Below are 24154 nucleotides of genomic sequence, written 5' to 3' on the forward strand. Positions count from 1 at the left end.
TTCACATAGAATTGCTGAAGATTAATTATTGACGGGCATATCCAGTTTCTTCTTCTTTAGTTTTTCAACAAGGGTCGTCCTGTTTAATGACAGCAATTCAGCAGCTTTATTTTTTACACCCTGTGCCTTTTGAAGCGCCTGCAGGATCAGTTTATTTTCAAACTCCTCTACTACATCATTAAGGTTTATACCGCTGTCAGGTATTGTCATAGATGAGATGCCGTGTTTTTCCCCTGAAAACCTGATCTTATCAGGAAGGTCTTCAATCATTATAATGCCTTCACCTTTTAAGATAACCAATCTCTCGATAAGGTTCTCAAGCTCCCTTATATTACCGGGCCATCTGTAAGAGATAAGTAATCCCATTGCCTCTCTTGAAAACCCTTCCAGCTTCCTTTTCTTTGACTTATTGAACTGCTCAAGAAAATGTTGAAGTAATATGGGAATATCATCCGTACGATCTCTTAGCGGCGGTATTAGAATAGGTATTACATTAAGTCTGTAAAACAGGTCCTCCCTGAACTTATTTTCTTCAACAGCCTTTTCAAGGTCAATATTTGTAGCAGCTATTATCCTTACATCTACCTTTATGGTCTTTGTCCCGCCGACACGTTCAAACTCTTTTTGCTGAAGTATCCTGAGAAGTTTGACCTGGAGGGTGGGACTCATCTCACCAATCTCATCAAGGAATATCGTTCCACCGTCGGCAAGTTCAAACCTCCCGACACGCATAGCTATTGCACCTGTAAAAGCGCCCTTCTCATGGCCGAACAACTCACTCTCAAGGAGGTTCTCAGGAATGGCCCCGCAGTTTATAGGTATGAGGGGTTTATTGCGTCTCTGGCTGTTAAAGTGGATAGTCCTTGCAACCAGCTCCTTACCTGTGCCGCTCTCACCTAAAATCAGGATTGTACTGTCAGTATCTGCCACCTTTTCGATAAGGGAACATACATTCTTTATTCCTTCACTTACACCTATGAGTTTTTCAAAACTGTACTTACCCTCAAGGCTCCTTTTGAGCCGGTCATTCTCAGTCTTAAGGTTCAGAAAATCCAGTGCACGCTTTATTAAGAGCAATACCTCTGTCTTATTGAACGGTTTAAGTAAATAATCAAATGCACCTGCCTTCATTGCATCCACAGCCGTTGCCACTGTTGCATAACCGGTAATAATTATGCATTGTAAATCAGGGCAGATCCCCCTGACCTCCTTTATAAGCTCAATACCATTCATTAGAGGCAGATTAAGATCTGTAATCATAAGATGAAATTTATCTTTTCTTACCTCTTCGATTGCAGCGGGGCCATCGCCGGCTGTAGTAACAAGATAGCCGTTCATGGTAAGAAGGGTCGCCATTGTCTCACGGATATCGCGGTCATCATCAACTACAAGGATATGGGAGGGTTTCATGTGCAAATGCTACAAAATTTTGCAGTCTATGTCAACAAATAACTTGTTGCACTCTGCAATTCTATGTGCAGCATCCGTCTTGAACTCCATGCAAATGTTTTCGCACTATCTGAACAATCGTCTTACCCGCTCTATGCTCATACCTTGTTCTTACCTTTCCATTTATAGGCTCACTCAACCCCCATAGCCTTAAACACCGCATCAATAGGATCGGCATAGAAGCTGTTCTGAAACTTTGACAATAGCTCCCCTGGAACCGTCTGAAAATCTCCGACACTGCTGGATGGGATAAGTATTCTCCTGGCGCCTGCGTCAAGGGCCACCCGCATGGCCTCTGCCAGATTTTCCACAGGTATAATATTCCCGCCTAAACTCATACTGCCTAAAACGACTATTTGCGATTGAACTGATTTTCGTGTCAACGCCGAGGCAAGTGCAATAACTGCTGTCAAGGTCAGCGCTTCTGCCGGCCCGGAATTATGCAATTCAACGACATGAATATGAAAGTCGTGATCCCCGGCCTTTGGCGTAACGCTGACCCTTGATGAATTTGCCTTAAAATAATCAAAGGCCACACGCAAACATTCCTTAGAGGCGGAGCTTGATCCAAGACCTGAAAAACGAACGGAACCATTACCCGGACTCATCTGAATCTCAATCCGATACATACCCAGGTGTCCGTTACTGCCTCGCGCAACAGTATGCACCGTTCCCGGATTCATCGGCCCATCAGGAATGAGGAAACCACCGCCCTGCTCAGGAACAGAGATATACTTTTCCTCACTGGATACCTTGTCTGCATAACTAAAATGCACGTCATAAAACTCCATCCCGCCTATCTTCTTAAGCTGCTCCTTAACACGCCGTCTTGATTCAAGCGCGTAATCCAAACACCTTGCAACTGCAGCCTTATCATATTCACCATGAGGATAAAGAAGCTTTAACAACCCTGATACCATCTTTCTCACAGCAATCACGTCGCGCTGATTCAAATCCCGACCCAGGCGAAAATATTTATCAATCGCATCTGAATAATTATGTTTTCTCATCTCCCGTAAATACTCTGCCAGATAATCCACTATAAGACCGTAGTTGTTCGTAAAGAACTCCGGCTTCATCTTGGGTATTTCCCATCCTGGTATATACGCATGGAACCGGTCAAAGAATGCAGAGTCAATCATATTCTCAGGAAAAGGCGAAAGCAGATGGCTCGTTTTTATCAGAGTATCTACTGGCTGATTGATATTACCCACAAAAACCATCGAGGCATTGGCGTTTATCTGATCACGCCCGCGGGCAAATGAACCTGACGCCATATAATCCTTCATAATCTGGACGCCATCTTTGTCAGTAAACGATATCCCCGCTACTTCATCAAACGCTACAACGTCCCACACACCCACAAGCCCGATCTGCCGGCGGCTCATATTGTAGAAAAGGTTGGCCACCGTTGTCTGTCCGCCAGAGACTAAAATGCTGTTCGGGCTGATTTCCTTATATAAATGGCTTTTACCGGTATTACGCGGACCCAGCTCACACGCATTGTAATTATTTTCAACAAAAGGTATCATTCGGGCTATCAGATGCCATTTAACACGCTCGGCAAATAGAGTAGGCTCCATTCCGGCCGAACGCAACAAGGCATCCAGCCACTGTTCTTCAGTAAATGCGCGGCGTCCTTCAAAAAGAGTCTCCATGTCCATATTAGGCATTTGGATCGGCTTGATATCTTCAAGTATAAACGGCGATACACTCTGCCCTTCTTCATAAAAGTAACGCAAGTTTATAATTGACCAGATACCACCGGCCAGTAATTTCTGGTATTTCTTTACCGTGTCACTCGGCACAATGACATTCTTGATCCCCAAATTAGAAAAAACCGCCTCATAGATGTCTTTTTTTTCATTGAGAGCGACCGTCACCTTATCAATCACTTTAAGCCCGCCCTTTTCCCTGACAATGGATTTGACCTTCTCCGCCTCATCAGGACGAACATAGTTCTCGGCAAGCACACGCTTGACGGTCTTCATACCGTCTTCAATGATCAAGTCGTCCGTTGACGCGCAATACTGCCCCAGAAGATACTCAAGGACATACACCGGCACATTCGCGCCTTCCTTAATCTTCTTCGTCAAGTCCTTGCGGACAACCTTACCGCTAAAATGTTTATTAAGCAGATTATCCAATTCCGTATTCATCAAATGCTCCTTCCCTTAAAAATCGCTGGTAAAAGCCCTGTCTATCCGCACAGGGATTGACAGATCTTCAATATCAGTACCAGCGTTACGGAATATCAGGCGATAAGGCATTCCAACCGGGAGTGCCATGTTCTTTAATGTCAGGACAACCTCTTTCTTACGGTCAACCATATCCTGAGACGTGCTGTCGAACTTGAGTGTCTGTATATCGCTTACCGGCTCATTACCCGCATAAATCCCGATCTTATACGTGACTGCCTTGATCCTCTCAGACACGGCATCGGTTTGAATAATCTCAAACCTATGCCTTCCTGTCGTAATACGATGGTCCTGCCCCAGAACCTGCACGCCAACAGTCCTTTCCCGCGTCTTTTCCTTTTCATCGCCCCGTACCTGCTCGACCGTAATAACAGGGATCACTACCTCCTGCAGGCTCATGCCTCCATGAAAGTACCGCGCCCCCCCTGTAAAATAAAATAGGCTTATCCCTTTAGGTATAATGAATTGCATATCCCCTTCAGATGAAATACCGGCTGTACAAGAGACATTCCCACGATGCACATCCTCATTTCCGGAGATCTTTCTTCCGGTTATAAAACGCTTGTTTGTTTTGAAAAAGTCGCCGTTAAAGTCCGCTCCCGACTTCTGTCCCATTCCGCGGCCTTTGCTGCGACTCGTCTCGTCCGGAAATTTATCCCTGTAAATAAACCCGTGGTCCGCAGTAATAAAGACAAATCTCGCATTCAACTGATTCATCACAAAAGAGACTATGTCACAAACCTCACCTATAGCCTGGTGAACTGCAGAAAATGTTTTATTCTCAGTCATGGCGTCATCACCCAGGGCGTCAATCGTATTGTGATATACATAAACAATATTTTTCCCCCGCACAAGTTCCCGTGCATCCTCCCGGCTCATACGAAGTAAATCGTCGCACTTTATCGCAAACCCCTTCTTCGCAGATAATATTTCGCTTCTCTGCTCGATGCCGGCACATGATTTACCATCAACAAACACATCACCCCTGTCTGAAATTAGTAAACGAGTATGCGGCAGAAGGGCCGCCATACCGAGTGCTGTGTATGATGGGACACATCCAAGCATTGACTCTATCTTAGCCTTAAAACGATATCGTCCATTAAGGGCTTCGCTGACCTCAACACCTGCCTCATAACGCATAGCGTCACTGACGATTACAAAAACTGCCGCACTTTTATCACCGGCTTTACTCCCGGGATATTTCCTAAAGAAGTCATACTGATTGGTAACACCTTCAATATACCAATTATCGAGCCTGGCCTTCTCTTCCCATAGAATCGCCAAAGTCTCAAGAAACCAGTTTTGATACAAGTCTTCCATCTCATCCTTGAGGTCTTTGAGCACTGCCCAGCCTTTGGAGTCTGCAATGCCGGCATGTTCGGAAAAATGACGATATTGCCGGTCAAAGACATACAAATCCCTCGTATATGCCTCAAAAACATCTTTTGTATTGGCATAAGAGAACCCATGGGGAAAGCTGTTCTTTCTGTCTATAAAAATTGTAGCGGCTATCATCGCTTCATAGACCGACCAAAACGCCGCTCTTGGTACAACTTCATGGCCCAGCCGCCGGTTTGCCCAATGCTTCTCCTGACGTTCACGGCAAAAGGAAATGAGAAAATCTTTGTCTAAGGTATCCCGATGCTCACGGACGTAAGCCTTGACCCTGCCTGCACATAGTTTCTCCACTACAAAGAATGTAACCGCTCCTCTAAGCGTCTCAAGAACCTTATCATCCGGAATCTCCTTCAAATATCGCTCAATACCTAAAGCCTCAGCCACCATCTCAGAAAGACAATCATACGATGCTGCCATCTTTATGCTGTCACGCCACTCGCTCATGCATACCGCAGCATCACGACAAAAGTTTCCGGGTAAGACAAACTGCCGAACATTCTCCGGCAGGGCCGGACCAATATCGTTATGAAGATCACTCACAAGAAGGCACGTCAGAAAATGTCCCGGATTAGGCTTTTCCGCATGATAGCCAAAGGCCTCCCGCGCAAATTCCCAGAACATATCTTCAAGCTCCATCTTCTGTATATCAACAAACCTTGCCGGTATGGAGTCCATCCCCTCTTCAAATGGAAAGGAGGTGAATAAAGAGTGAACGATGTCAAAGAAGCGGTCACTGTCTGCCTTCACCAGCACTGCCAACATCTTCCGGTCAATATCTTCCGATCTATCCCCCGGCGCAATAATCTTTTTTAGCTGAGCCATCCTTTGCTTGTTGGCAAAGAATTTCTTTCGTTTGGCGATGTGATCCCGCAAAGAATGGTTCCTTAATCCAAGCTCCTCAACAATCATGGATGCTGTATCAGCGAAAAACTGATAGCTGTATAACCGCACATCAAGAAGCCAATCATCCTCAGGCCTGGGGATTGCGTCTGGAGAATAAACAAGAAACTTGTCGCCAGGCCTCTCAAGCTCTATAACCACCTTGGTCTTTAATTGCCCGATCTTTTCAGGACGCAGGATATTGATGCCGGTATTGCCATCTGGGCCATCCGGGCCGTCAAGTCCCAAAGAGGGTAACATATCCTCGAACTCTCTCTCGGAATCATTCCAAAAGACGATGCGGTAGCGGGTAAAAAGCTCGTCCAATCTATTCCGTATCTTCTCTTTGTCCATACTTTCTTTCTTATATCCCTATCCTTATCAACTAAATAAAACGTTTTATCGTTACCTTGAACTGATTTCCACTGTGATCATCTTCGAAATCAATTTCAGGATATGCCTTTAATGCGCGTCTTATCCCTGTTCCTAATCCCCGATAAGGGAGGATCTTTGTAGCGTAAGAAGACAATATAGGATTACGGATATTAGAATTACCACTTTTAATGTTTTCAATTGTCAAATTATTAGGCAAATGCCCCGGGCTGATTATTTCTATACGATCCCGAAAAATAAAAATGCGCACAGGAGCAGATACAAAATAATCACGATGAATAAGTGAATTGGCAATTAACTCTTCAAGAGCTACCCGTGGGATTTCCGGTTCTCCAGGACTATTGATGCTTCTGTCTCTTTGCACATGCTTAAGGTTACCTATAACAAACCCTAAACTTTTTTGAAAAACATCTGCCAATTTCCCGGTAATGTCCTGACTGTCTATATATTCAGATTCATCTATAGAGTTTCCGGGATAACATACCGCTTTAACGATAAAAACCGGCAGTCTCATTTGTGGATTCTTTGCAAAAAGTAAAGCCCCGCTTATGTTTAAGACACCATCTTTTATTAGATTCATATTTTCAAGTATCTTTGGCAAAGAGATATCCTGAGCATCCAGTTTTTCTCCATATTCACGCTGAAAAAAACCACTAAAATAAGAAAGATCAACATCAGCAACAGTCATACCAGTAGTTGGAATTTCATCTCCATGAATTAAACCTGCACTTTGAAACATGCGCTGAATCTCTGCACGTGATGTTACTTTACGTTTATCTGCCCCACTCTTAACCACAACCGCCCCTTGATTATCCAAATATGGCTTGCTAATCCCGTCAGAGATATTAACAACCATAACCAGCCCATCCGGCAAGATAACATTTTCCGTCTGTGGATTAATTGGGGGGTGAACATGTTGCGACGCTGCATTTGAAACTAATTGATTTAATCTTTGCATGTCTTCAACTGTAAGCCCTGACCTGGCGCCATTATCCCCTACACCTATGAACAGCCAGCCTCCACCGGAATTACTGAAAGCAACCATCTCTTCTGCAAGGGCAATAACATTGGTAACATTGCCTTTGAATTGGTGCTTCCCATCTTCGCCACGGGAAATTATTTCGAGGAGTTCTGAAGTTTCCATATTTGATAAATCTCCTTCCTTCTATTAAACGCTTCTTTACCACCTTCCATAATATCTACTATTTTCTGTTGTGTCTCAGAACAATCAATATTTCCATAGGAAATTGACATATGGTCATCTGCATAATTGCACGCAAAAATCCTTTCAGAGTCACCTAAGACCGGAATATTTGCATTATGTGTTGCAAATATGAATTGTGTATTTCTTTTAAGTCCTCTTATCAATTTGATGACATCTTCATAAATAGTCTGGTTATCAAGATCATCTTCCGGCTGATCAATCAAAATCAGGTCATTTTCACGCTGGCTAAGAACAAAAAGGATTAAGGCAGAAGCCCTCTGACCGAGTGAATGATGCTTTAACTCTTTATCTCTGTATTTAATTGTGAAACGGTTTGGTACTTGCCATGTTAAGAGAGGCGTCATATTTTCTTTAAAATATTCTTCAAATGTATGCGCAGAATTTCCGCAAATATTTTTTGCCTTTTCAAAGTCTTTGAACATCGCTCCAAAGTCCGAAAAACCTGCGGTAATACTGGTAAATGTGTTTTCTCTGATCTTACTCCCTCTGAATAAATTCTTCATATACTCAACAAATGCCTTTTTGTCTTCTTTAAAACCAACAAATATTTGAAGCGAGGAATGATTTTCATTAACCTTTTGCAGCTCATTCTGAATAGCAACAAACTCGTCATGCCATAAATCGTTTAACTTTGTTAATTCCAAGAGCAGTTCTCCATGTATGCCCATTTGTTGTGATTGTTGTTTTTCAAGCGCTTTAAGCATTTGCCCTGCCTGATCAACTGTTTTTTTCAATTGCAGGAATTCATCCGGACGTATAGCTTGAGCGCCCCTCTCTGTGAGCTCTTCAGAAAGCCTTCGCTCAATCTCTGCAAACTCTTCCTTAAGCCCCTTTTTCTCTTTATCAAAATCTTTCTCTTTTATAGTCAATTCGTTGAAACCTAACCTGCCGGCATCCAATGCCTTCTTTAAAAGGCCAAAAGAATCAGTTATTTTTTTATATATCTCAAAAAAATTAACAAAAAAAGATTCATTCCTTTTAGACTTATAAAGAAGATGATTTGCTAAATCATCTTCATGACGACCAATCAATTGTTCCAGATCGTCCAAATATTCCTTAGCTGAGGACAATACCTGAACACATTTGCGACTATCCACATCAAAATCAATCTGTTTCTGAAGTTTCTCTTCAACACCATGTTGTTTATATAAATTCAATTTAAACTCGGCATCTCTTTTCTTTGAATCGTATTCTTTTTTACTTTCCTCGACATTGGTGAGTTTTTTCAAACGTATCACGGTGTCCGCTACTTTCTGACGTTGCATTTCAATACGATTACGAATTGCCGTTAGATTTTCTCCAACCAATTTCTCTACAAGGTCTTTTTCAAAACCCTCGCCAGAGCTGGAAAGGTCTTTTTGTCCAAAATAGATTGGTTTATAAAGAATAGTTTCCCGGATTGATACACCTGGTTGAAGTATTCCGCCAACATAGACATCCGGCTGTTCATTCAGAATGCGTCTGATCTCGTACTCTTGCCCTCGTCTGTCTATAGCCTGCAAGACAATCTTCCCACCACTGCCGAGTGTATGTTCAACCAATCTGCTCTTATAATTACTATCCACCACCTTATCTCCAAAAGGGATGTCTAAGGCATATCTTAACGCCTCCAGAATAGATGATTTCCCACTCCCACGAATCCCAATTAAGGAATTCAACTCAGGCGAGAAGTCTATTTCATGCCCATCCAGCACACCTCCCGCAAAAGTAATGCTCTTGATATGTGAGTGTTTATACTGTACAGCTTCTGGTGCTACTCTATTCTCAAAATCAATTAAAGCATATTTAATTGCTGAGAAAACATAATCTCCTAATTTAAGAAAGGTCTTTTTACCCCTGCCGACTTCATCTATAGATTTACAATCAGACCCTTCGATTTCTGCAGGATACCAATTTATCAACCAGTTTTGCACCTTTATCCTGCATACACGATCATGGACATCGTGCGTCATCACTTTTTGAAAACCAAGAGTTTTTTTCTTAAACTGTTCATCTTTCGCTAATTCCTGTATACGCCCGCCCGAAAGGCTTCCCCATAGACCATTCTCCGTTTCAACATGAGCAAACAACAAAAAATAATCCCGTCCAAACTTATCTAATTCTCTTATCGTTTCAAGCAAATAATGATTTGATCTTGCATTTTCATTTTCATAATTTGACCGCCCTGCAAACGTCACTCTTAGAAAGTCGTTAATATAATCTTTGTTCTCAGTATTACTAATCCAATCATCATTGAAGATAACTATTGTGTGCACACCGCTTTTCCCATCCTTCACGGATAATTCAATGCCAGGTAACAGAAAAATATCCTCTTTTAGTGCATTTTTGCGTAATGCCTTAAATTCTCCTGAATCGAATTTATTGTGATTAGTTATCGCTCCGACCCGGATATCTGCTTTTTTTAAGGCTTCAATATACGACTTAACAAAATCCTTTTCATCATCCTGATAAGAAAACTCACTGTCCTTGCAGGTATGCAAATGAAAATCTGCACGCACCCAGGCAGAACCATGCTTAAATATGCTGTAATTACTCATGGTATCCTCCACAATTTATAGTAATATTTGTTTGTAAACCAATATAATTACTTTCGTCTGATTTATTCTGTATCTTCTCTTTGTTCATCGTTATCTTTCCCGATAATCTTTTTTACATCTGCCAGAAGGCCGCCAAATTTTGCGTAATTGACCTTAACTCCATCATCGAGGTCAAGCATAATCTTTTTGTCTGCATAGTGGCGCAGAAGCTCATCAAACTTCAAGAGCTCGGCCTGCTGTCTTCGCAATGCAATTATCTCCCGTTGTATCTTATTCGCCGCACTCCCTGACACTGCATCTCTATCTTTTTCAAGATGCTCTATCTGCCGAGCTATCCTGGTCTGAAGCGGCAGTACGTACTCGGTGCGCATACGTGACAGCGTGCCTTCATTATAGCGGTGCAGATAGACTATCGCCTGAAATGCCTTTTCCTTGCCGCTTGAGAAGAGCCAGTAGATCGGTCTGTTCTTATAGGTCTGGCAATGATCTTTAAAGAAAGCATCGGCAAAATACCGGCGGATGACCTCACGGCCCGACTCTCCGGATTTCCTGCCTATGGCATCAGCGATAAAATCCAGATTGGCATCCAGCCCCTTCTTATCCCACGCGGTCTCAATAAATCGGGAAAACCGGCACCCGGCGTCATCGTCAAACCATTCCCGCTCAGTAATGGGAATAATACCGTCTTCGTCAGGAACGTAAGTCAAGTGGCGAGTGACGAGTGGCGAGTGGTTAGTGGTTAGTGGCGAGTGGCAAGTTTGCTGATTAATGAATTGATCATCTTGTTTACTTCCTCCTGAAGAGCAAGAACTTCCTCTACAGTCTGCTGAGACAGGTAGGTCAAACGTTGAGCAAGAAGTATCTGAGTCTCCACTTCTGCCAGAGAACCCCTGGATATGGATAGGAAGTTCTTGAACTCCGCTGTTGATTGTCTTGCCTGCCCTTCCGCTATATTCGATGGAACCGAGACCGCAGCCCTTCGTATCTGATTCGTCAGCCCGTACTGTTCCTCTTTCGGAAATTGTTTTGTTGCCTGATATACAAGTTCGACTAAGTCCATCGCCTTCTGCCAAACGATCATATCCTTGTAACTCTTTATCATCCGTATCTCCTCCTCCTTCACTCGTCACTGCATTAAAGTGGCGAGTGGTTAGTGGCGAGTGGTTAGTGACTAGTGACGAGTGGTTAGTATTTTTGGGCTGTTCCCTCGTCCATCGCCCCTCGCCACTCGCCCCTCGCCACTCGCCCCTCGCCCCTCGCCCCTCGCCACTCGCCACTCGCCACTCGCCCCTCGCCACTATCCTATCAAAGTCCTTATTCCCTGCATGGGCATACACAAGGCCAGGCATATCCAGAGAATACCGGCCCATCATACAGCCGACGGCATAACTGATTAATTCCTTCATAGTATCTTCAAGCATTCGGCGTTCAAGCTCTGTTTCTTTTTGCTCGTCACTCGCCACTAACCACTCGCCACTTAACCTATAGCGGTAGTGCGGGTTAGCAAAAAGCGTAATCTCCTCGATAGGAACATCCGGTGTAAGCTCGTCCTGCAGACCGTATGCCTCGATGAAGATACGGTTGTTTTCTTCTTCGAGTTGCTTCATTTGATCGGTCATTTGGCGACAGTAATCTCTATATCTTTCATATGATCGCGCAATATCTGTGATCCTATTTTCCTTTCGCAGGAGAGGATATTTCTCAAAGTCCCAAGAGGTTTCATATGAGTCCCAGTCCTTTCTTGAGACAGACAGGCAGTTTGCAACAGTTTGATTAATTTCACTTAGCCTTGAATCTATACTTTCTAACAAAGGTAAACATCGAACTTCTCCAACGTTCATATTGAGTGTCGGGTTAATCACCTTAAGTAACTTCGCAACATATTTGGTATTCAGGAATCCCAGGCATTTGGGAATATTGATTTCATCATTAAAAAACAGTGATGGTGCAGCAAGGTTGAATATCTGATTAGGCTCAAGCGTTCTAAAAGACACCTCACCACTTGTGATTAACGTCCATGATATGCCTTTCTTCCCCCATAAATACTCAGGCAGTATCCTTGCAACGTGGTCTTTTCGATAATGTTTACGAGCCTCCTCAGACCAGTCGATGACCCAATCTACATTCCCATACCACTTCCGATAAGTACCTCCTTTGGGGTGTTGCCACCATTTTTCCTTAACTCCAACTTTATTTGATTCGACTTCCCAATGCTGCCGTAGAAATTTATCGTTATCACCCGTCTTGGTTTGTCCGTCTGATATAGTTTGATCATGGATGAGTTCCTTAGCATTTACAAAAGGGCTAACAAATCGCTCACTCACCCAATACGCGATGGGTGAGCCGGGGATCTTTTTGAAGTCGTCCTGGATAGTCCGATTAAACAGGTTGCTCTTATTGATAATGCCTTGCCTCTTTTCCTCCTCGTCCCCATCAATCAGCCGTAAGAAAGACGGTCTGTATTTTTTCAAATGGCAATTTAAAGAACTAAATGACGTAACAGTAACCACTTCGCCGGAGATCGTGCTGAATGCCCGTGCGCCCAAGTGTGCCATGCTCTGAATTGTTTTAGTCTCCAGCCAAAATTCACGACATTTTTCAAACGACGACAGAAACATCCAGCTCTGCATCGTCACCATCGCATTATGACCAATACCATCCTTAGCCATTTCAAATCCCCGCTCGATGAACATTGCGAACAGGTCTGATTTGGTGTCGGGATATTGACTCCTGGCAAACTCTTTAAGAGTAGCGTTCATGCCCTTCCCGCCCATATATGGCGGATTTGCAATTACACAGTCATAGCGCCTTGACAATAAGTCTGCCTGCTTTAATAAGTCAGTAACAATCTCTGCCTCTTTCTGCTCAAACATGTTGCCGGATTTCATCCGGTCAGCTATCTCCCCGATCTCCGGTAGTTTCCTTCTTAAATCCGACGGCACCCTGATGAGCGAACCATAAGTCATGGCGTTTTCAAACAGCGTTATCAATTCTTTTGCCTCTTTGAAGTGCGCAACCTCGCCATTACTGCTTTTCAGACATACAATGCTGGGTCTGACGTCTTTCCTGAATATCTCCCTGTCATCCGCCCTTGCCTTCATCATCACGGCAAACCCGGAAAGCTGGGCAGCACGCTCGTCAATCTCAAGACCAAAAAGGTTCCTGGTCAGGATAAGCGCCGGGATGTCTTTTTCGCGGTATCCACGCTCAAGATAAATCAGTTTCAGGAGATCATACGCCTCAACCAGGATATGGCCTGAGCCGCTGGCCGGGTCTATAACCGTCAACTCCTCAGGATTAAGCGCTGTCGGCGTGATTTCTTTGAGCCTGGCCTTTACATCTTCATCCTGCAGGGCCGGCTCGATGTAATATTTCATCATGGATTTTATACCTGAAGCAGGATATGTAGAGAGCCATTTGGCGCCAAGAGAATTCTGTACCATATATTTAACAATCCAGTTCGGCGTAAAGAGCTGGGTGACCGCCGGGATGTCCTCAGTCCTATACGCCTTCTTTGCCTTCATAAGCGAGTCTTTTTTCTCAGAGATATAGAACTGATACAACCACCCGATGATCTCGACCTCTTTCCAGTCATCTTCCGGAATCTCGCTCACCATGTGCCGGATAACAGAATCAGTGTTGAGGAGATTGTCCGGCAGAAGAAGCTCAGTCGGGTCATCAAGCCGCTCAAAGAGAAACGGCATTGCCGCATTTAAGTCATTGCACTGGGCTATAAGAAGCCTGCGATATAATTCGTTCTCCTTACCGGCCGCCATTTTGAGCCTGATGATCTCCCCTCTCTCAAGACCGTCCAGCCGCTCAATAAATTGCGCCTTCTCAAGAATCTCCGGCTCAGCATGGCCTTCCGGATGACTTAGCACGCGATAGCCATGGGAGAGATAGCCGTTCACCTCCATAAAACGGATAGCAGCGATACGATTAAACCATGTATAGGCAACCTCTTCAATGACCTGAGGGAATGAGGACTTATCAATCTGATCAAGAAGTGCCGTGCGCGCGGTCACAACCCCTTTTGGAAATGCCCGTCCTGTAATAAAAGCAAAATCTCCCTGGACAGTACAGGGCTCGGCCTTTTCCTTAGAGATGCCATAAAAGTGCACCCGCTCAGTAACCGCCTTTATGAACTCTAACCGCGCCGCAGGGGCATAAGTTTTAAGCCTGCCTTTATTCATCTAATAATAACCCCATCCCCACCCTATCCCTCCCCTTGAAGGGGAGGGTATCTGGTAGCTGATTCTCACCCTTTCCTATCTTCGGATAACAAGCCAATGTCCACCTTTATCAGGGCCGACTCTTTTTAGAAGACCCATATCTTTTAATTTTGCAATATTATCCTGTATGTTACGAGAGGATATCCCAATTACGTCAGCCAATGCTTTTGCAGAGATAGCAGGATCTTTAACAATAGCTTCTACAATTTTTCTCTGATTTGGAGTCAATCTTTCTACGACCTTTTCTACGACCTTTTCTACGACCTTCTCTACGACCTTCTCTACGACCCCTGCTTTCGCCCCAGGATGATTTCTAATCATTACCATAAAATACTCGCGGTCATCATCCGTTTCAAAAACAGGCGCCGGGGATCCATTCCTTTTTAAAGCCCGGCGAATCTTTGGAAATCCTGTACCACGGCCCTCAGTTAAATGAAGTTCTTTCAGGAAATCACCCAGACGGCTGTTACGATAACGATGAAAGGTAACGATTGGCTTATTTATATTGTCTTTGCCAAGCGGAGGTAACGGACCCGGATAATTAAGTACCATCACACGGTCGGGATATACCCGCACTTCAACCGGCTCGCGTTCTTCATAACTGCGGTGATACACAGCGTTGACTAAAACTTCTTCCAGTGCCTCATACGGATAATTATAAAATCTGTCTGCTTCCGCCCGACCTGGTATCTTACGGACAAATTCCTTGATCACTGCATTCTTCAAATATCCAAGCGCAGAACGAACCTGCTGATGTACCGGACCGGTAAAAATCTTTTCCGAAAAAACATCGCCTACATCATCTTCAAACTCAACAATATCAATTCGCGCACGAGGAAAGAATTTCTCCGGATCATCACTGAAAAGCAACAGACCGATATTCTTAGGCTTTAAATATTCCGCCGGCCCCTGAGCTATATTCATCCGTAAACACAGGTCAGCAAACGGCAGCTTTGATACCTCGGCAGAAAGGGAGCTGCGGATTTCCGCCAGATATGACTGGATCAGGATAATATTAAGATCATTCAAATCAGCGTTATGGTTAATGCGGTCATCAAATGGAATATTATTAGCAAGCTTTATTAAACCACGCTCTTCTGCCGTTGTCGGCAATTTGGTAACGGCATTACGACGGATGTAATATGCGTATTCAGCTCCTTTAGCCAAACTCACTGCAGCCTTATATGGGCGGCCATTTCCACCTGGAACCCAAACTATTAGGATGTCCCGCCTTTCAAAGTTCGTCACCTCAACTACAGGAAAATATTCTGGTCTCATCTTGTGAGATAGTCCCAAAATCTCTTTCTGAACCTTCACAATCTCTGACCGGGACAGTCCTTTAGGAGGAAAGACCGGAACGTTATCTTTCTCAGCCACGCCGATCACGATATAGCCGCCGCCCCAATTATTGATATCATTGGCAAAGGCGCACATCGTATGCAAGACCGCTTCAGGATTCCATCCTTCCTTAAACTCAAGGCGTTCAGACTCCACTACACGACCATGAAGTAATTCATAGATATTAATTGGTAATGCCATAACATACTCCTGATCAATAAAACACTTGAAATCACTGGCTACAATGAATGTATAATGCGTACTACTTTATTTGATTTTTCTATTCAACCCTTATCCGCTTACCGTCTTTAATTGCCTTTTTAAACCTTCCGCTTAAATTATCTATAAACTCATCAACATCTGCATCAGATTCAAGGTACGGTTTGCTTGCCTCGCTGCGAATATGAACAATCTGCACCTCCCTGACCTGGTGGCCGCCTGCATCATTGGCAACTGTTTTGACCAGGCTGTTCATTTCTGCCACAAAGATATTCTTCGCCTCATCCGCAAGACGATTGATATTGGCGATACTCTCCTCGCTTTCAAGCCGCTCTCCAACAGAAGTGTAAGCCCTGCTGGTACGTTCTATGTCTTTGGGTAAAGCCTTAATACCCTCTGCTTCTTTAACGAACCGCTCTGCAAGAGTGGATATTACATTACTTGCTTTTCCCCTCGCATCAGCAAGTAGCTTGTCGTTGGCTTGATCTACCTTTTGTATCAGCGATGCGGCTTCACGAATGATGCCGTATGGTGCTGGTGCTGCCAGAATATCCCGCATCCTTATCAATGCGGTTTTTATATCTTCGCTGTTTTCAAGATCAAAACTGTTTATCTCAAACCTCGCCATGGCATCACGTAATTCATCCCATTGCGGGCGCTGTTTGATATAAAAACCATTTATGTCAGCAAATGTATTTGCGGCGGTTATAAGTCCATCACGGTTCTCTAATATACGCCCTATGAACTCAAAGCTGTCTTGACCGTCTAAGAGCAGTTCAACCAATCTCGATATTTCCTGAATATCTTTAAGCCCAGGGTATTTTCCGGTATCTGCAAGGGTCTTATGCTGGTTTATGGAATCCCGCCAACCTTCCAACTGCTGCCTCAGAAATTGATAAAGCGGCAGCTCCTTGTCAGACCCCATTTGTCCGAATACCTCCTGCCCCAGTCTGCGTGCCTTTTCAATATGCGCGACGTCAACCACTTTGCGCTGACGAACCGTTACCTTTTTCCAGTTGCTGGTCCGCGTGATCACTTCCGCCACCCGTCCGCGCTCAAGTATCCCTCCGCTAAAGAGAAACTGTATTTCTCCAAGACAATAGAGTTTAGCAAGTATAAGCGCCGTTTCCCACTCGTTCCATCCATAGGGACGAGCGGCAAAACGCTCGATGATATCGCCTGCAACCATCTGTTTGCTCTGCAGGACACATAATGAAATATAATCCCGCACCTCTCTTGCAGCCTTCGGATTATTGTCTGGAATGTTCATATCGAACACTCTTTGAGCGGTGTCATCATGACGCATCACTGACTGGATCTCTCCCTGAGGATTAGCAGACGGGTGTTCGATGTATCCCATTTTGGAAAAGCTGTTGTCTACAAGGTAATCCAGGGCATTATTGGACGCGATAAACGGGTCTTCTGCGTCTGCCCGCCATTCCCATCCATTGATATAATATTCTGCCCGGCCCAAAAGTTCTTTGACGAGTTCTATGATCCTTCCCTTACGCTCCCGATTCTCTGACTTGCGCTCATCAAGGATCCGTTTTATCTCGGGGTTGCCTTCGTTTTTACGGGCTATATACTTTTCAGTCTTCAGAAATGTCTGTATTTCTTTCCCGAGAAGATCGCTATCCGGTAATTTAATGACAATGCAGCCATTATCGTTAGTGCTCTCCCCGATACACCGGTGCGAACCAAAAAGGGAATATTCGTCATAAAATGCAGAGATGACGGAAATAGTCAGGCCGCGCTCAACACGTCCGCCGCAGACCTGTAAATCACACATCCTCAGGAGATCAAAATCTTTCCCGGTCTTTACGTAACGGTGTTTTTTGTCACCCCGATAGATATCTTCAAAGATTATTTTACTCAATGTGCGGCTTTCATCGCCAAAGCCCAATTCCACATTCTTGATCTCGCGGCTGACATCCTGTTCTTCATTGGTAAGAAAATAATAATTCTCTCCACTTCTGGCGATGAGTGTTTCCTTCTCAAGCCTTAAAAGGGACTCTTCGATCTTTTTGCGGAGGATAAGACGATCTTCATCAATGCCTTCTATGCATAAAGTAACGAGATTATCTACGTTACCTTTAACCTCCTGAATATAGCGGATCATAAACAGCGCCTTAAGTATGGAAATATCATACTCATGGAGCGACTTATTAAAACCGGCCTGATCAATCGTGCGCTTAACAGCGGTATCAAGGAAACTCTCAATAGAAGGATAGAACCAATAAATCGGGACGAGGATACCTGCGTCTTTTGAAGCGGCCTGCTGTGCCGCGAACTGGAATGCATCCAGCATGGAGCGCTCTCCCCGGGAAAGGTGAAGCCCTGTCGCTCCGGCGCGGCGGATCGTCTCAAATACTTTTTGAATCAGCTTGAATTGATAGGGGACAAACGGGTAATTGCTCACGAATTCATCGGGATTGTTATAGGACGGAAGGGTCATGCCGGTATCCGATGTGAAGGTAAGCTGGTTTTTTAAGATATCGGCATTGGGTGTATATAGTTTCTTCAGTCCGGCTACGCAGTCGTCCTTCTTTTCCAGAAGCCGCCGCTGAATGACTTCGTCTGTATTTGAGCTTGATAAGGAGATACGCGTTTTGAACCTGCCCTGTATTTTTGAAAAGTCATTTGTGCGTGCATTACTAAGAGATCCCAGAACAGTGTCAATATCTTCCTGAGAGGTAACGACCACCCATGCCCTGCCTGCACAGACAACCCCCAGATTCTCAACTATCGTCTGAAGGCTTAGCATCAAATGCCCGTCACTGCCTATAAACTGCCCGATCTCATCTACAAAGAAGAATAACCTGTGCGATGGGCCTTTGGCATCAAGATACTCCTTTACCCACCTGGCAAAATTCTCTACGGTCAGAGAAAAATCTGTCTCAGCATGGTCTATCCACCGGTGACACGACTCTTCGCTTTGTCCAAGCACTCTCGTGAGAGACTTTACGATCTCGTCCTGATTAAAGTGCCAGTCAACCCTTCGGTCTTCCCATTCTTCGTTAGTAAGTGCCGCATATTCCCGTTTGAAATCCCCGAGCTGTTTCTTTTTATCGAGATAACGTTCCATGTGTGCGATATGCGGATGATCAGGGCTGTAGCCCTGAAGCTCATTTAATACTTTTAAGAAGACTGACAGGATGGCTTCCCGGCCACGGGATTGATCTGCCTTGCTGTCAATATTGAACAGGATAGCGTCAATATCTTTACCGGCAACCCGCTTAACCGTTCCGGACAGCATGGCATCACTTATCTTTTCTTCAAAAAACTGCAATGCGGTTTTCTTTTTGCCGCCCATTTCAACAGACGTATTCGCAAATAAGTAATAAAGCGCTTTGATAAAATGCGACTTTCCAGAGCCAAAGAAACCGGACACCCAAACGCCTACCTTGCCAGCGGCGTCAGAGCTTATGGGATCGTCAACCGTATCAGCGTATACGGAGAAGAATCTGTCAAGATGGCCGGTTAACTCCTTCGTCAGCACAAGTTCGTCAAGCTCCTGATATATGGATGCCTCGTCTTTTTGCTCTGCCTTGATGACGCCGTTAATTGCGCGAAAGATGTCTTTTTTGAAAATTTCTTTGATTTTCACCTGAAAATAACCCCCCCATGCCCCCCCTTATACAAAGGGGGGGATTTTCATTCCACTTAGTGAGCCCATGGATCATGAATGTTTCATATTGACTCCATTTTTTTAAGGCACTAATCTAAAGGCCCTGTAGTAATTGTCCTCCGCCAGCAGGTCAAATAACCGAAATGACTGGCCGCTGTATTTCCCGGGATAAAACAGTACCACCGATGCATTGCCCGTAACGTTTTGAAGATTATTCAAAAGTGAATGCGCCCTGACCCAGGGCCAGATAGTACCGGTACCGCTGATAAATACAAGGTCACACTGCGCAAGATTATATTTCTCTGCAATGATGTTAACAAACCGCTCCGGCTTAACAGCCGCAGACAATGCCTTCCACAATGCCGCCGACCCTTTCCCGCATTCCATGTCGTACGCCTTTTCTATATTCCCCCGCTCCGTCAGGTGCTCGATCATCAGATGGAACAATCTGACATGTCTAAATTTAATACCGGGATGATGTTTTTTAATCCGTTCTTCCATAAACAAAATATGCCCGCGCATTTTTAATTCATCTTCCGGAAGATAATCAAAAACATAAAAAGGGATTTCACCGCTTAGTTTGTTTCTCTTCAGGAATCCATCGCTTGTTACTTCCGGTAAAATTGCATCTAATCTTTCCTGAAATGTCATTTGCTCACCTGTATACATCTACAAACATACTCTTCATTATTCTTTATCAAATAGTCTATTACCTCAGGCACGATTTCTACTCGCTTCAATCGCCAATCATGAGCGCTATGTAAATAGCCTGCTTCCACAAGAATTTTATGCACGACACTGCGCATCTTTTCCGCGGTTGACGGCGGGAAATCCTCCATAAATGGGTCTCTTTGCTTGCATAAAACAATGAACTCGTCCCACAACGCCGGGGAAAGCCTGTCTTCCATCTTCCTGAATTGCTCACGAACAACAATATCCAAATAATCCCCTAAAATCCGGCAATGCTTAATCGCTGCCGCGAATACGGCCTGAGTTGCGAGTACAGCATCCCCGTCCCGAACCATCTTCCAGAGTTCCGGAGTCATCAGCCCCAACCGAGCCCTTATGAATGACGCGACCCTTTTTGACGATGAGACGCTCAGCTTCTGCAGGATGTTCTTATTCTCAACAGCATCCTTCCATTCCTCGACTGAAACCTCCCTGATCATCAAATCTGCAATCTTTCTGCTTTCAGACACCAATAAGGCGCCTGCTGTTATATTGGCTTTATAAATTCCTTCCATAATATCCTTATTTTAATACCCCTTATAGTATCAAATGCTTATGAAGATGTGAACAGTAATTCTATGAGAGAAAGCTTCTTGCCGTCATAGAGACCCGCACTATGAATTTTCTTTTTGGAGGTCAGAATAGCAGGATGATATTTATGAGTCAATTTAGATTTCGCCTTGGGTAGATTTCTCATAGGGCTAACCAATAAATTTGTCGTAGCCCCAAAGCCCCAATTTACTTGTTGCACTTTTTATTTGTATATGTTAGTTGTAATAGACGACAGGATAGAAGCAAGAGGTTAGAGGTTAGAGATAAGAGGTTATGGATCGGGATAATATAATAATTGTTGGGAAGGGCAGCGGGGTATCTGATTTAAAAAAGTCTTGGGAAGACAGGGGCATAGGTGTAACCCTTATCAGGGATGCCCATGAGGCAAAAAAAAAGATCAACAAAACGCCTTACAAACTGATTGGTATTGAACCTGACCTCTTTAATACCTTTGTTTCGGAAGAACCTGCACCTTCAATTTCACTTAAAGATTTCATTGAGAGAAGGCTCCATGATTTTATAAAAAGATTTAAGGCATCAGAAGGTTCCAATCTATACCACACACTTCTAAGAGAGATAGAGAAACCCCTTATTACTATGGTTTTAAAAGAGACCGGCGGGAATCAGATACAGGCGTCACATATACTCGGCCTCAACAGAAATACACTCAGAAAAAAGATAAAAGAATTAAATATAGTTCTTGACAACATTGCCTGAAAATTGATAGTCTTACTCTCCATCCGACAACCTTTTACATCCTCAAGATACCGGAAAGGGAACATGTATGACAAAGACAGAGCTTATTGAAAAAATCGCCATTTCAGCAGGTATAAGCAAAAAGGCAGCCAACAGTGCATTGCTTGCAACCCTTGATAATATTGTTAAGGCATTACAGAAAGGCCAGAAGGTAACATTGTTAGGCTTCGGTACCTTCTCTGTAAATGAGAGAAAGGCCAGAGACGGCAGGAACCCAAAAACCGGAGAGGCAATTAAGGTCTCTGCTTCAAGAGCACCGAAATTCACAGCGGGTAAGGCATTAAAGAGTGCGATAAAATAAAGGGTTCAAGGGGGCAAGTCCGGATAAGTTATTCTGTGCCCTCCATTTCGAGTACAGTATTGCAATTCATACAGAGATAACCTTCACCTTCAACATAGCGGCACGACTCTGATATATACCTTATCTCATACACCATCCCGCATTTCCCGCAAATAATCTGGTGCTTAACATTCCCTTCACCTGATACAGAATCGAACTCAGACACCATTTATCCCCCTTTGTGAGTATCCAGCTTAGGCCACTTTATTATAAAGTTTCCATAGCTCACCCTCCCCCTATCCCCCCTCCCGTCAAGGGAGGGGGGATAAACTTTGTACTTTTCTAAAGGAGGAATTCTCATTTCTTACTTCTTGCTTCTTACTTCTACCTTCCGCCTAAGCTATATCAACACTGCTCCCTTACTCCCTGAAGTCACCATCCTCGCATATCTCGCAAGCCAGCCCTTCTCAACTTTCGGATGGGGCGGCTTCCACTCCTGCCTTCTTTTGTTCATCTCTGCCTCACTTATTGCCACATTCAGGATTCGTTCGTTGAGGTCAATACTTATAATGTCACCATCCTGAATAAGGGCTATCGGGCCGCCCTCTGCCGCCTCAGGTGAGACGTGGCCTATACATGCTCCTCGTGTTCCTCCTGAAAACCGGCCGTCTGTTATAAGTGCAACCTTATCACCAAGCCCAAGCCCCATTATATTTGCTGTAGGGGATAACATCTCCTGCATACCAGGGCCGCCCTTAGGCCCTTCATAACGTATAACTACAACATGCCCTGCCTTTACCCTGCCTCCGAGTATACCGGCACATGCATCTTCCTGTGATTCAAATACAATTGCAGGCCCCTCATGTCTCCGCATTGCAGGGTCCACACCCGCTGTCTTTATAACAGCCCCCTCAGGTGCAAGATTTCCATAAAGGATTGCAAGGCCCCCATCCTTACTATATGCATTCTCAATGGGCCTGATAACCTCTTTATTCTTTATAACAGCATCTTTGATGTTATCGCCAAGCGTGTTAAGGGTAACAGTCTTCTGCTGTAAATCAATTACTCCATCCACCCTGCTCAATTCCTTTAAGATAGCACCCACACCTCCTGCATTATGCACATCCTCAATATGCCACTGAGATGACGGGCTTACCTTGCAAATATTGGGTACTATTCTTGAGAGTTCATTTATACGCTTCAGGTCGTAACTTATTCCGGCCTCATGAGCAATTGCAAGGGTGTGAAGAATAGTATTTGTTGAACCGCCCATTCCCATATCAAGTGCAAAGGCATTATCAATTGCCCCTCTTGTGACAATATCCCTGGGTTTAAGGTCGGCCTTTATTAACTCAATAATCTGTCGTGCTGCACGCTTTAAAAGTTCCTCCCTCTCAGGAGTCTTTGCGAGTGCAGTACCATTTCCAGGAAGGGCAATACCAAGTGCCTCCATCAGACAATTCATAGAGTTCGCAGTAAACAGCCCTGAGCAGGAACCACAGCTTGGACAGCCATTGTCTTCTATCTCTTTTAATTCTGCCTCAGTTATCCTGCCGGCCTGCAGTTCCCCTACCCCTTCAAATACTGAGATAAGGTCAACAACCTTTCCGGTTGATGTCCTGCCTGCTGCCATAGGCCCGCCGCTCACAAAGACCGCAGGCACATTCACACGCATTGCCGCCATAATCATACCCGGCACTATCTTGTCGCAATTGGGAATACATACCATACCATCCAGCATGTGTGCCTGTATCATCGTCTCGACTGAGTCTGCTATAAGTTCCCTGCTTGGAAGGGAATAGAGCATCCCCTTATGTCCCATAGCAATACCGTCATCAACACCAATAGTATTAAACTCAAACGGGACACCGCCCGCTTTCCTGATCTCATCTTTAATTATCCTTCCATACTCCTGCAGATGAACATGACCTGGGATGATGTCTATATATGAATTAACAACACCGATGAATGGCTTATTAAAATCCTCATCTTTAAGACCGGTTGCCCTCAGAAGACTCCTGTGCGGCGCCCTCTCAAACCCCTTTTTTATTGTATCACTGCGCATAATATTATCATTCATCCGAAAATCTCTCCGGCGGGGTAAGAAAACCCCGCCTATCCACACAGAGATTGAGGATAGGCGGGACATTCTTGTCCCGCTGATTTTCATGGCCCTTTGTGAACCCTCGGTTCATGGGGGTTCATCCGAAAATCTCCATAGCTCACCCTCCCCCTAACCCCCTCCCGTCAAGGGAGGGGGAATCTTCGGCAATCTTTCATATCTCCCCTCCCCTTGCGGGAGGGGACTAAGGGGAGGGGGCCTCATTTTCATTATCCTTTG

The 24154-nt window shown here is 44.4% G+C and carries 14 protein-coding genes; 2 read left to right on the plus strand and 12 right to left on the minus strand.

Features of this window, described 5'->3' with window-relative positions; genetic code table 11:
• Positions 1–21 precede the first annotated feature (21 nt).
• The 10 genes from HZA08_03200 to HZA08_03245 form a co-directional block, all read right to left on the minus strand.
• Entirely contained in the window at positions 22–1410 is a 1389-nt protein-coding gene (locus HZA08_03200; GenBank protein ID MBI5192434.1) for a sigma-54-dependent Fis family transcriptional regulator, read from the minus strand.
• 170 nt (positions 1411–1580) lie between these two features.
• Complete coding sequence (gene brxL / locus HZA08_03205) at positions 1581–3608, minus strand: protease Lon-related BREX system protein BrxL (protein MBI5192435.1); 2028 nt, start codon at positions 3606–3608, stop codon at positions 1581–1583.
• Positions 3609–3623: 15 nt separating this feature from the next.
• The gene (pglZ, locus tag HZA08_03210; protein MBI5192436.1) at positions 3624–6278 is read right to left on the minus strand and encodes a BREX-1 system phosphatase PglZ type A; all 2655 of its coding nucleotides are present in this window, start codon (positions 6276–6278) and stop codon (positions 3624–3626) included.
• 31 nt (positions 6279–6309) lie between these two features.
• Positions 6310–7461 (minus strand): putative DNA binding domain-containing protein, encoded by a 1152-nt coding sequence (locus HZA08_03215; protein MBI5192437.1) that lies wholly within the window; start codon positions 7459–7461, stop codon positions 6310–6312.
• A complete protein-coding gene (locus tag HZA08_03220; GenBank protein MBI5192438.1) occupies positions 7434–10079 on the minus strand; it encodes an AAA family ATPase in 2646 nt (881 codons plus the stop codon). Before HZA08_03220 ends, HZA08_03215 begins: the two co-directional genes overlap by 28 nt.
• Before the next feature lie 739 nt (positions 10080–10818).
• Positions 10819–11181 carry a four helix bundle protein gene (locus tag HZA08_03225; GenBank protein ID MBI5192439.1) on the minus strand — a complete coding sequence of 121 codons (363 nt, stop codon included), beginning with the start codon at positions 11179–11181 and terminating at the stop codon, positions 10819–10821.
• Between the two features lie 3166 nt (positions 11182–14347).
• Positions 14348–15850: a putative DNA binding domain-containing protein gene (locus HZA08_03230; protein MBI5192440.1), complete on the minus strand. Its 1503-nt coding sequence runs from the start codon at positions 15848–15850 to the stop codon at positions 14348–14350.
• A 79-nt stretch (positions 15851–15929) separates the two neighbouring features.
• Positions 15930–19475, minus strand: a complete 3546-nt coding sequence (gene brxC, locus HZA08_03235) for a BREX system P-loop protein BrxC (GenBank protein ID MBI5192441.1) — start codon at positions 19473–19475, stop codon at positions 15930–15932.
• A gap of 102 nt (positions 19476–19577) precedes the next feature.
• On the minus strand, positions 19578–20165 hold the full coding sequence (locus HZA08_03240; GenBank protein ID MBI5192442.1) for a DUF1788 domain-containing protein: 588 nt from the start codon (positions 20163–20165) through the stop codon (positions 19578–19580).
• Complete coding sequence (locus HZA08_03245) at positions 20144–20740, minus strand: DUF1819 family protein (protein ID MBI5192443.1); 597 nt, start codon at positions 20738–20740, stop codon at positions 20144–20146. The genes HZA08_03240 and HZA08_03245 overlap by 22 nt, the downstream gene beginning before the upstream one ends.
• 310 nt (positions 20741–21050) lie before the next feature.
• Here HZA08_03245 and HZA08_03250 point away from each other — a divergent pair, with 310 nt between their 5' ends.
• The gene (locus HZA08_03250; protein MBI5192444.1) at positions 21051–21494 is read left to right on the plus strand and encodes a hypothetical protein; all 444 of its coding nucleotides are present in this window, start codon (positions 21051–21053) and stop codon (positions 21492–21494) included.
• A 67-nt stretch (positions 21495–21561) separates the two neighbouring features.
• Positions 21562–21834: an HU family DNA-binding protein gene (locus HZA08_03255; protein MBI5192445.1), complete on the plus strand. Its 273-nt coding sequence runs from the start codon at positions 21562–21564 to the stop codon at positions 21832–21834.
• A 28-nt stretch (positions 21835–21862) separates the two neighbouring features.
• Here HZA08_03255 and HZA08_03260 read toward each other — a convergent pair whose 3' ends face one another.
• On the minus strand, positions 21863–22042 hold the full coding sequence (locus tag HZA08_03260) for a hypothetical protein (protein ID MBI5192446.1): 180 nt from the start codon (positions 22040–22042) through the stop codon (positions 21863–21865).
• Between the two features lie 171 nt (positions 22043–22213).
• Positions 22214–23878, minus strand: a complete 1665-nt coding sequence (gene ilvD, locus HZA08_03265; protein ID MBI5192447.1) for a dihydroxy-acid dehydratase — start codon at positions 23876–23878, stop codon at positions 22214–22216.
• Positions 23879–24154: the final 276 nt, after the last annotated feature.

It is taken from the genome of Nitrospirota bacterium (assembly GCA_016212215.1).
Taxonomy (GTDB): domain Bacteria; phylum Nitrospirota; class 9FT-COMBO-42-15; order HDB-SIOI813; family HDB-SIOI813; genus JACRGV01.

What these genes read in the sequence shown, in the direction of transcription:
- HZA08_03200 (MBI5192434.1), bottom strand. Translation starts at nt 1,410, where the DNA reads ATGAAACCCTCCCATATCCTTGTAGTTGATGATGACCGCGATATCCGT.
- brxL (MBI5192435.1), bottom strand. Translation starts at nt 3,608, where the DNA reads ATGAATACGGAATTGGATAATCTGCTTAATAAACATTTTAGCGGTAAG.
- pglZ (MBI5192436.1), bottom strand. Translation starts at nt 6,278, where the DNA reads ATGGACAAAGAGAAGATACGGAATAGATTGGACGAGCTTTTTACCCGC.
- HZA08_03215 (MBI5192437.1), bottom strand. Translation starts at nt 7,461, where the DNA reads ATGGAAACTTCAGAACTCCTCGAAATAATTTCCCGTGGCGAAGATGGG.
- HZA08_03220 (MBI5192438.1), bottom strand. Translation starts at nt 10,079, where the DNA reads ATGAGTAATTACAGCATATTTAAGCATGGTTCTGCCTGGGTGCGTGCA.
- HZA08_03225 (MBI5192439.1), bottom strand. Translation starts at nt 11,181, where the DNA reads ATGATAAAGAGTTACAAGGATATGATCGTTTGGCAGAAGGCGATGGAC.
- HZA08_03230 (MBI5192440.1), bottom strand. Translation starts at nt 15,850, where the DNA reads ATGGCATTACCAATTAATATCTATGAATTACTTCATGGTCGTGTAGTG.
- HZA08_03240 (MBI5192442.1), bottom strand. Translation starts at nt 20,165, where the DNA reads ATGTATACAGGTGAGCAAATGACATTTCAGGAAAGATTAGATGCAATT.
- HZA08_03245 (MBI5192443.1), bottom strand. Translation starts at nt 20,740, where the DNA reads ATGGAAGGAATTTATAAAGCCAATATAACAGCAGGCGCCTTATTGGTG.
- HZA08_03250 (MBI5192444.1), top strand. Translation starts at nt 21,051, where the DNA reads ATGGATCGGGATAATATAATAATTGTTGGGAAGGGCAGCGGGGTATCT.
- HZA08_03255 (MBI5192445.1), top strand. Translation starts at nt 21,562, where the DNA reads ATGACAAAGACAGAGCTTATTGAAAAAATCGCCATTTCAGCAGGTATA.
- HZA08_03260 (MBI5192446.1), bottom strand. Translation starts at nt 22,042, where the DNA reads ATGGTGTCTGAGTTCGATTCTGTATCAGGTGAAGGGAATGTTAAGCAC.
- ilvD (MBI5192447.1), bottom strand. Translation starts at nt 23,878, where the DNA reads ATGCGCAGTGATACAATAAAAAAGGGGTTTGAGAGGGCGCCGCACAGG.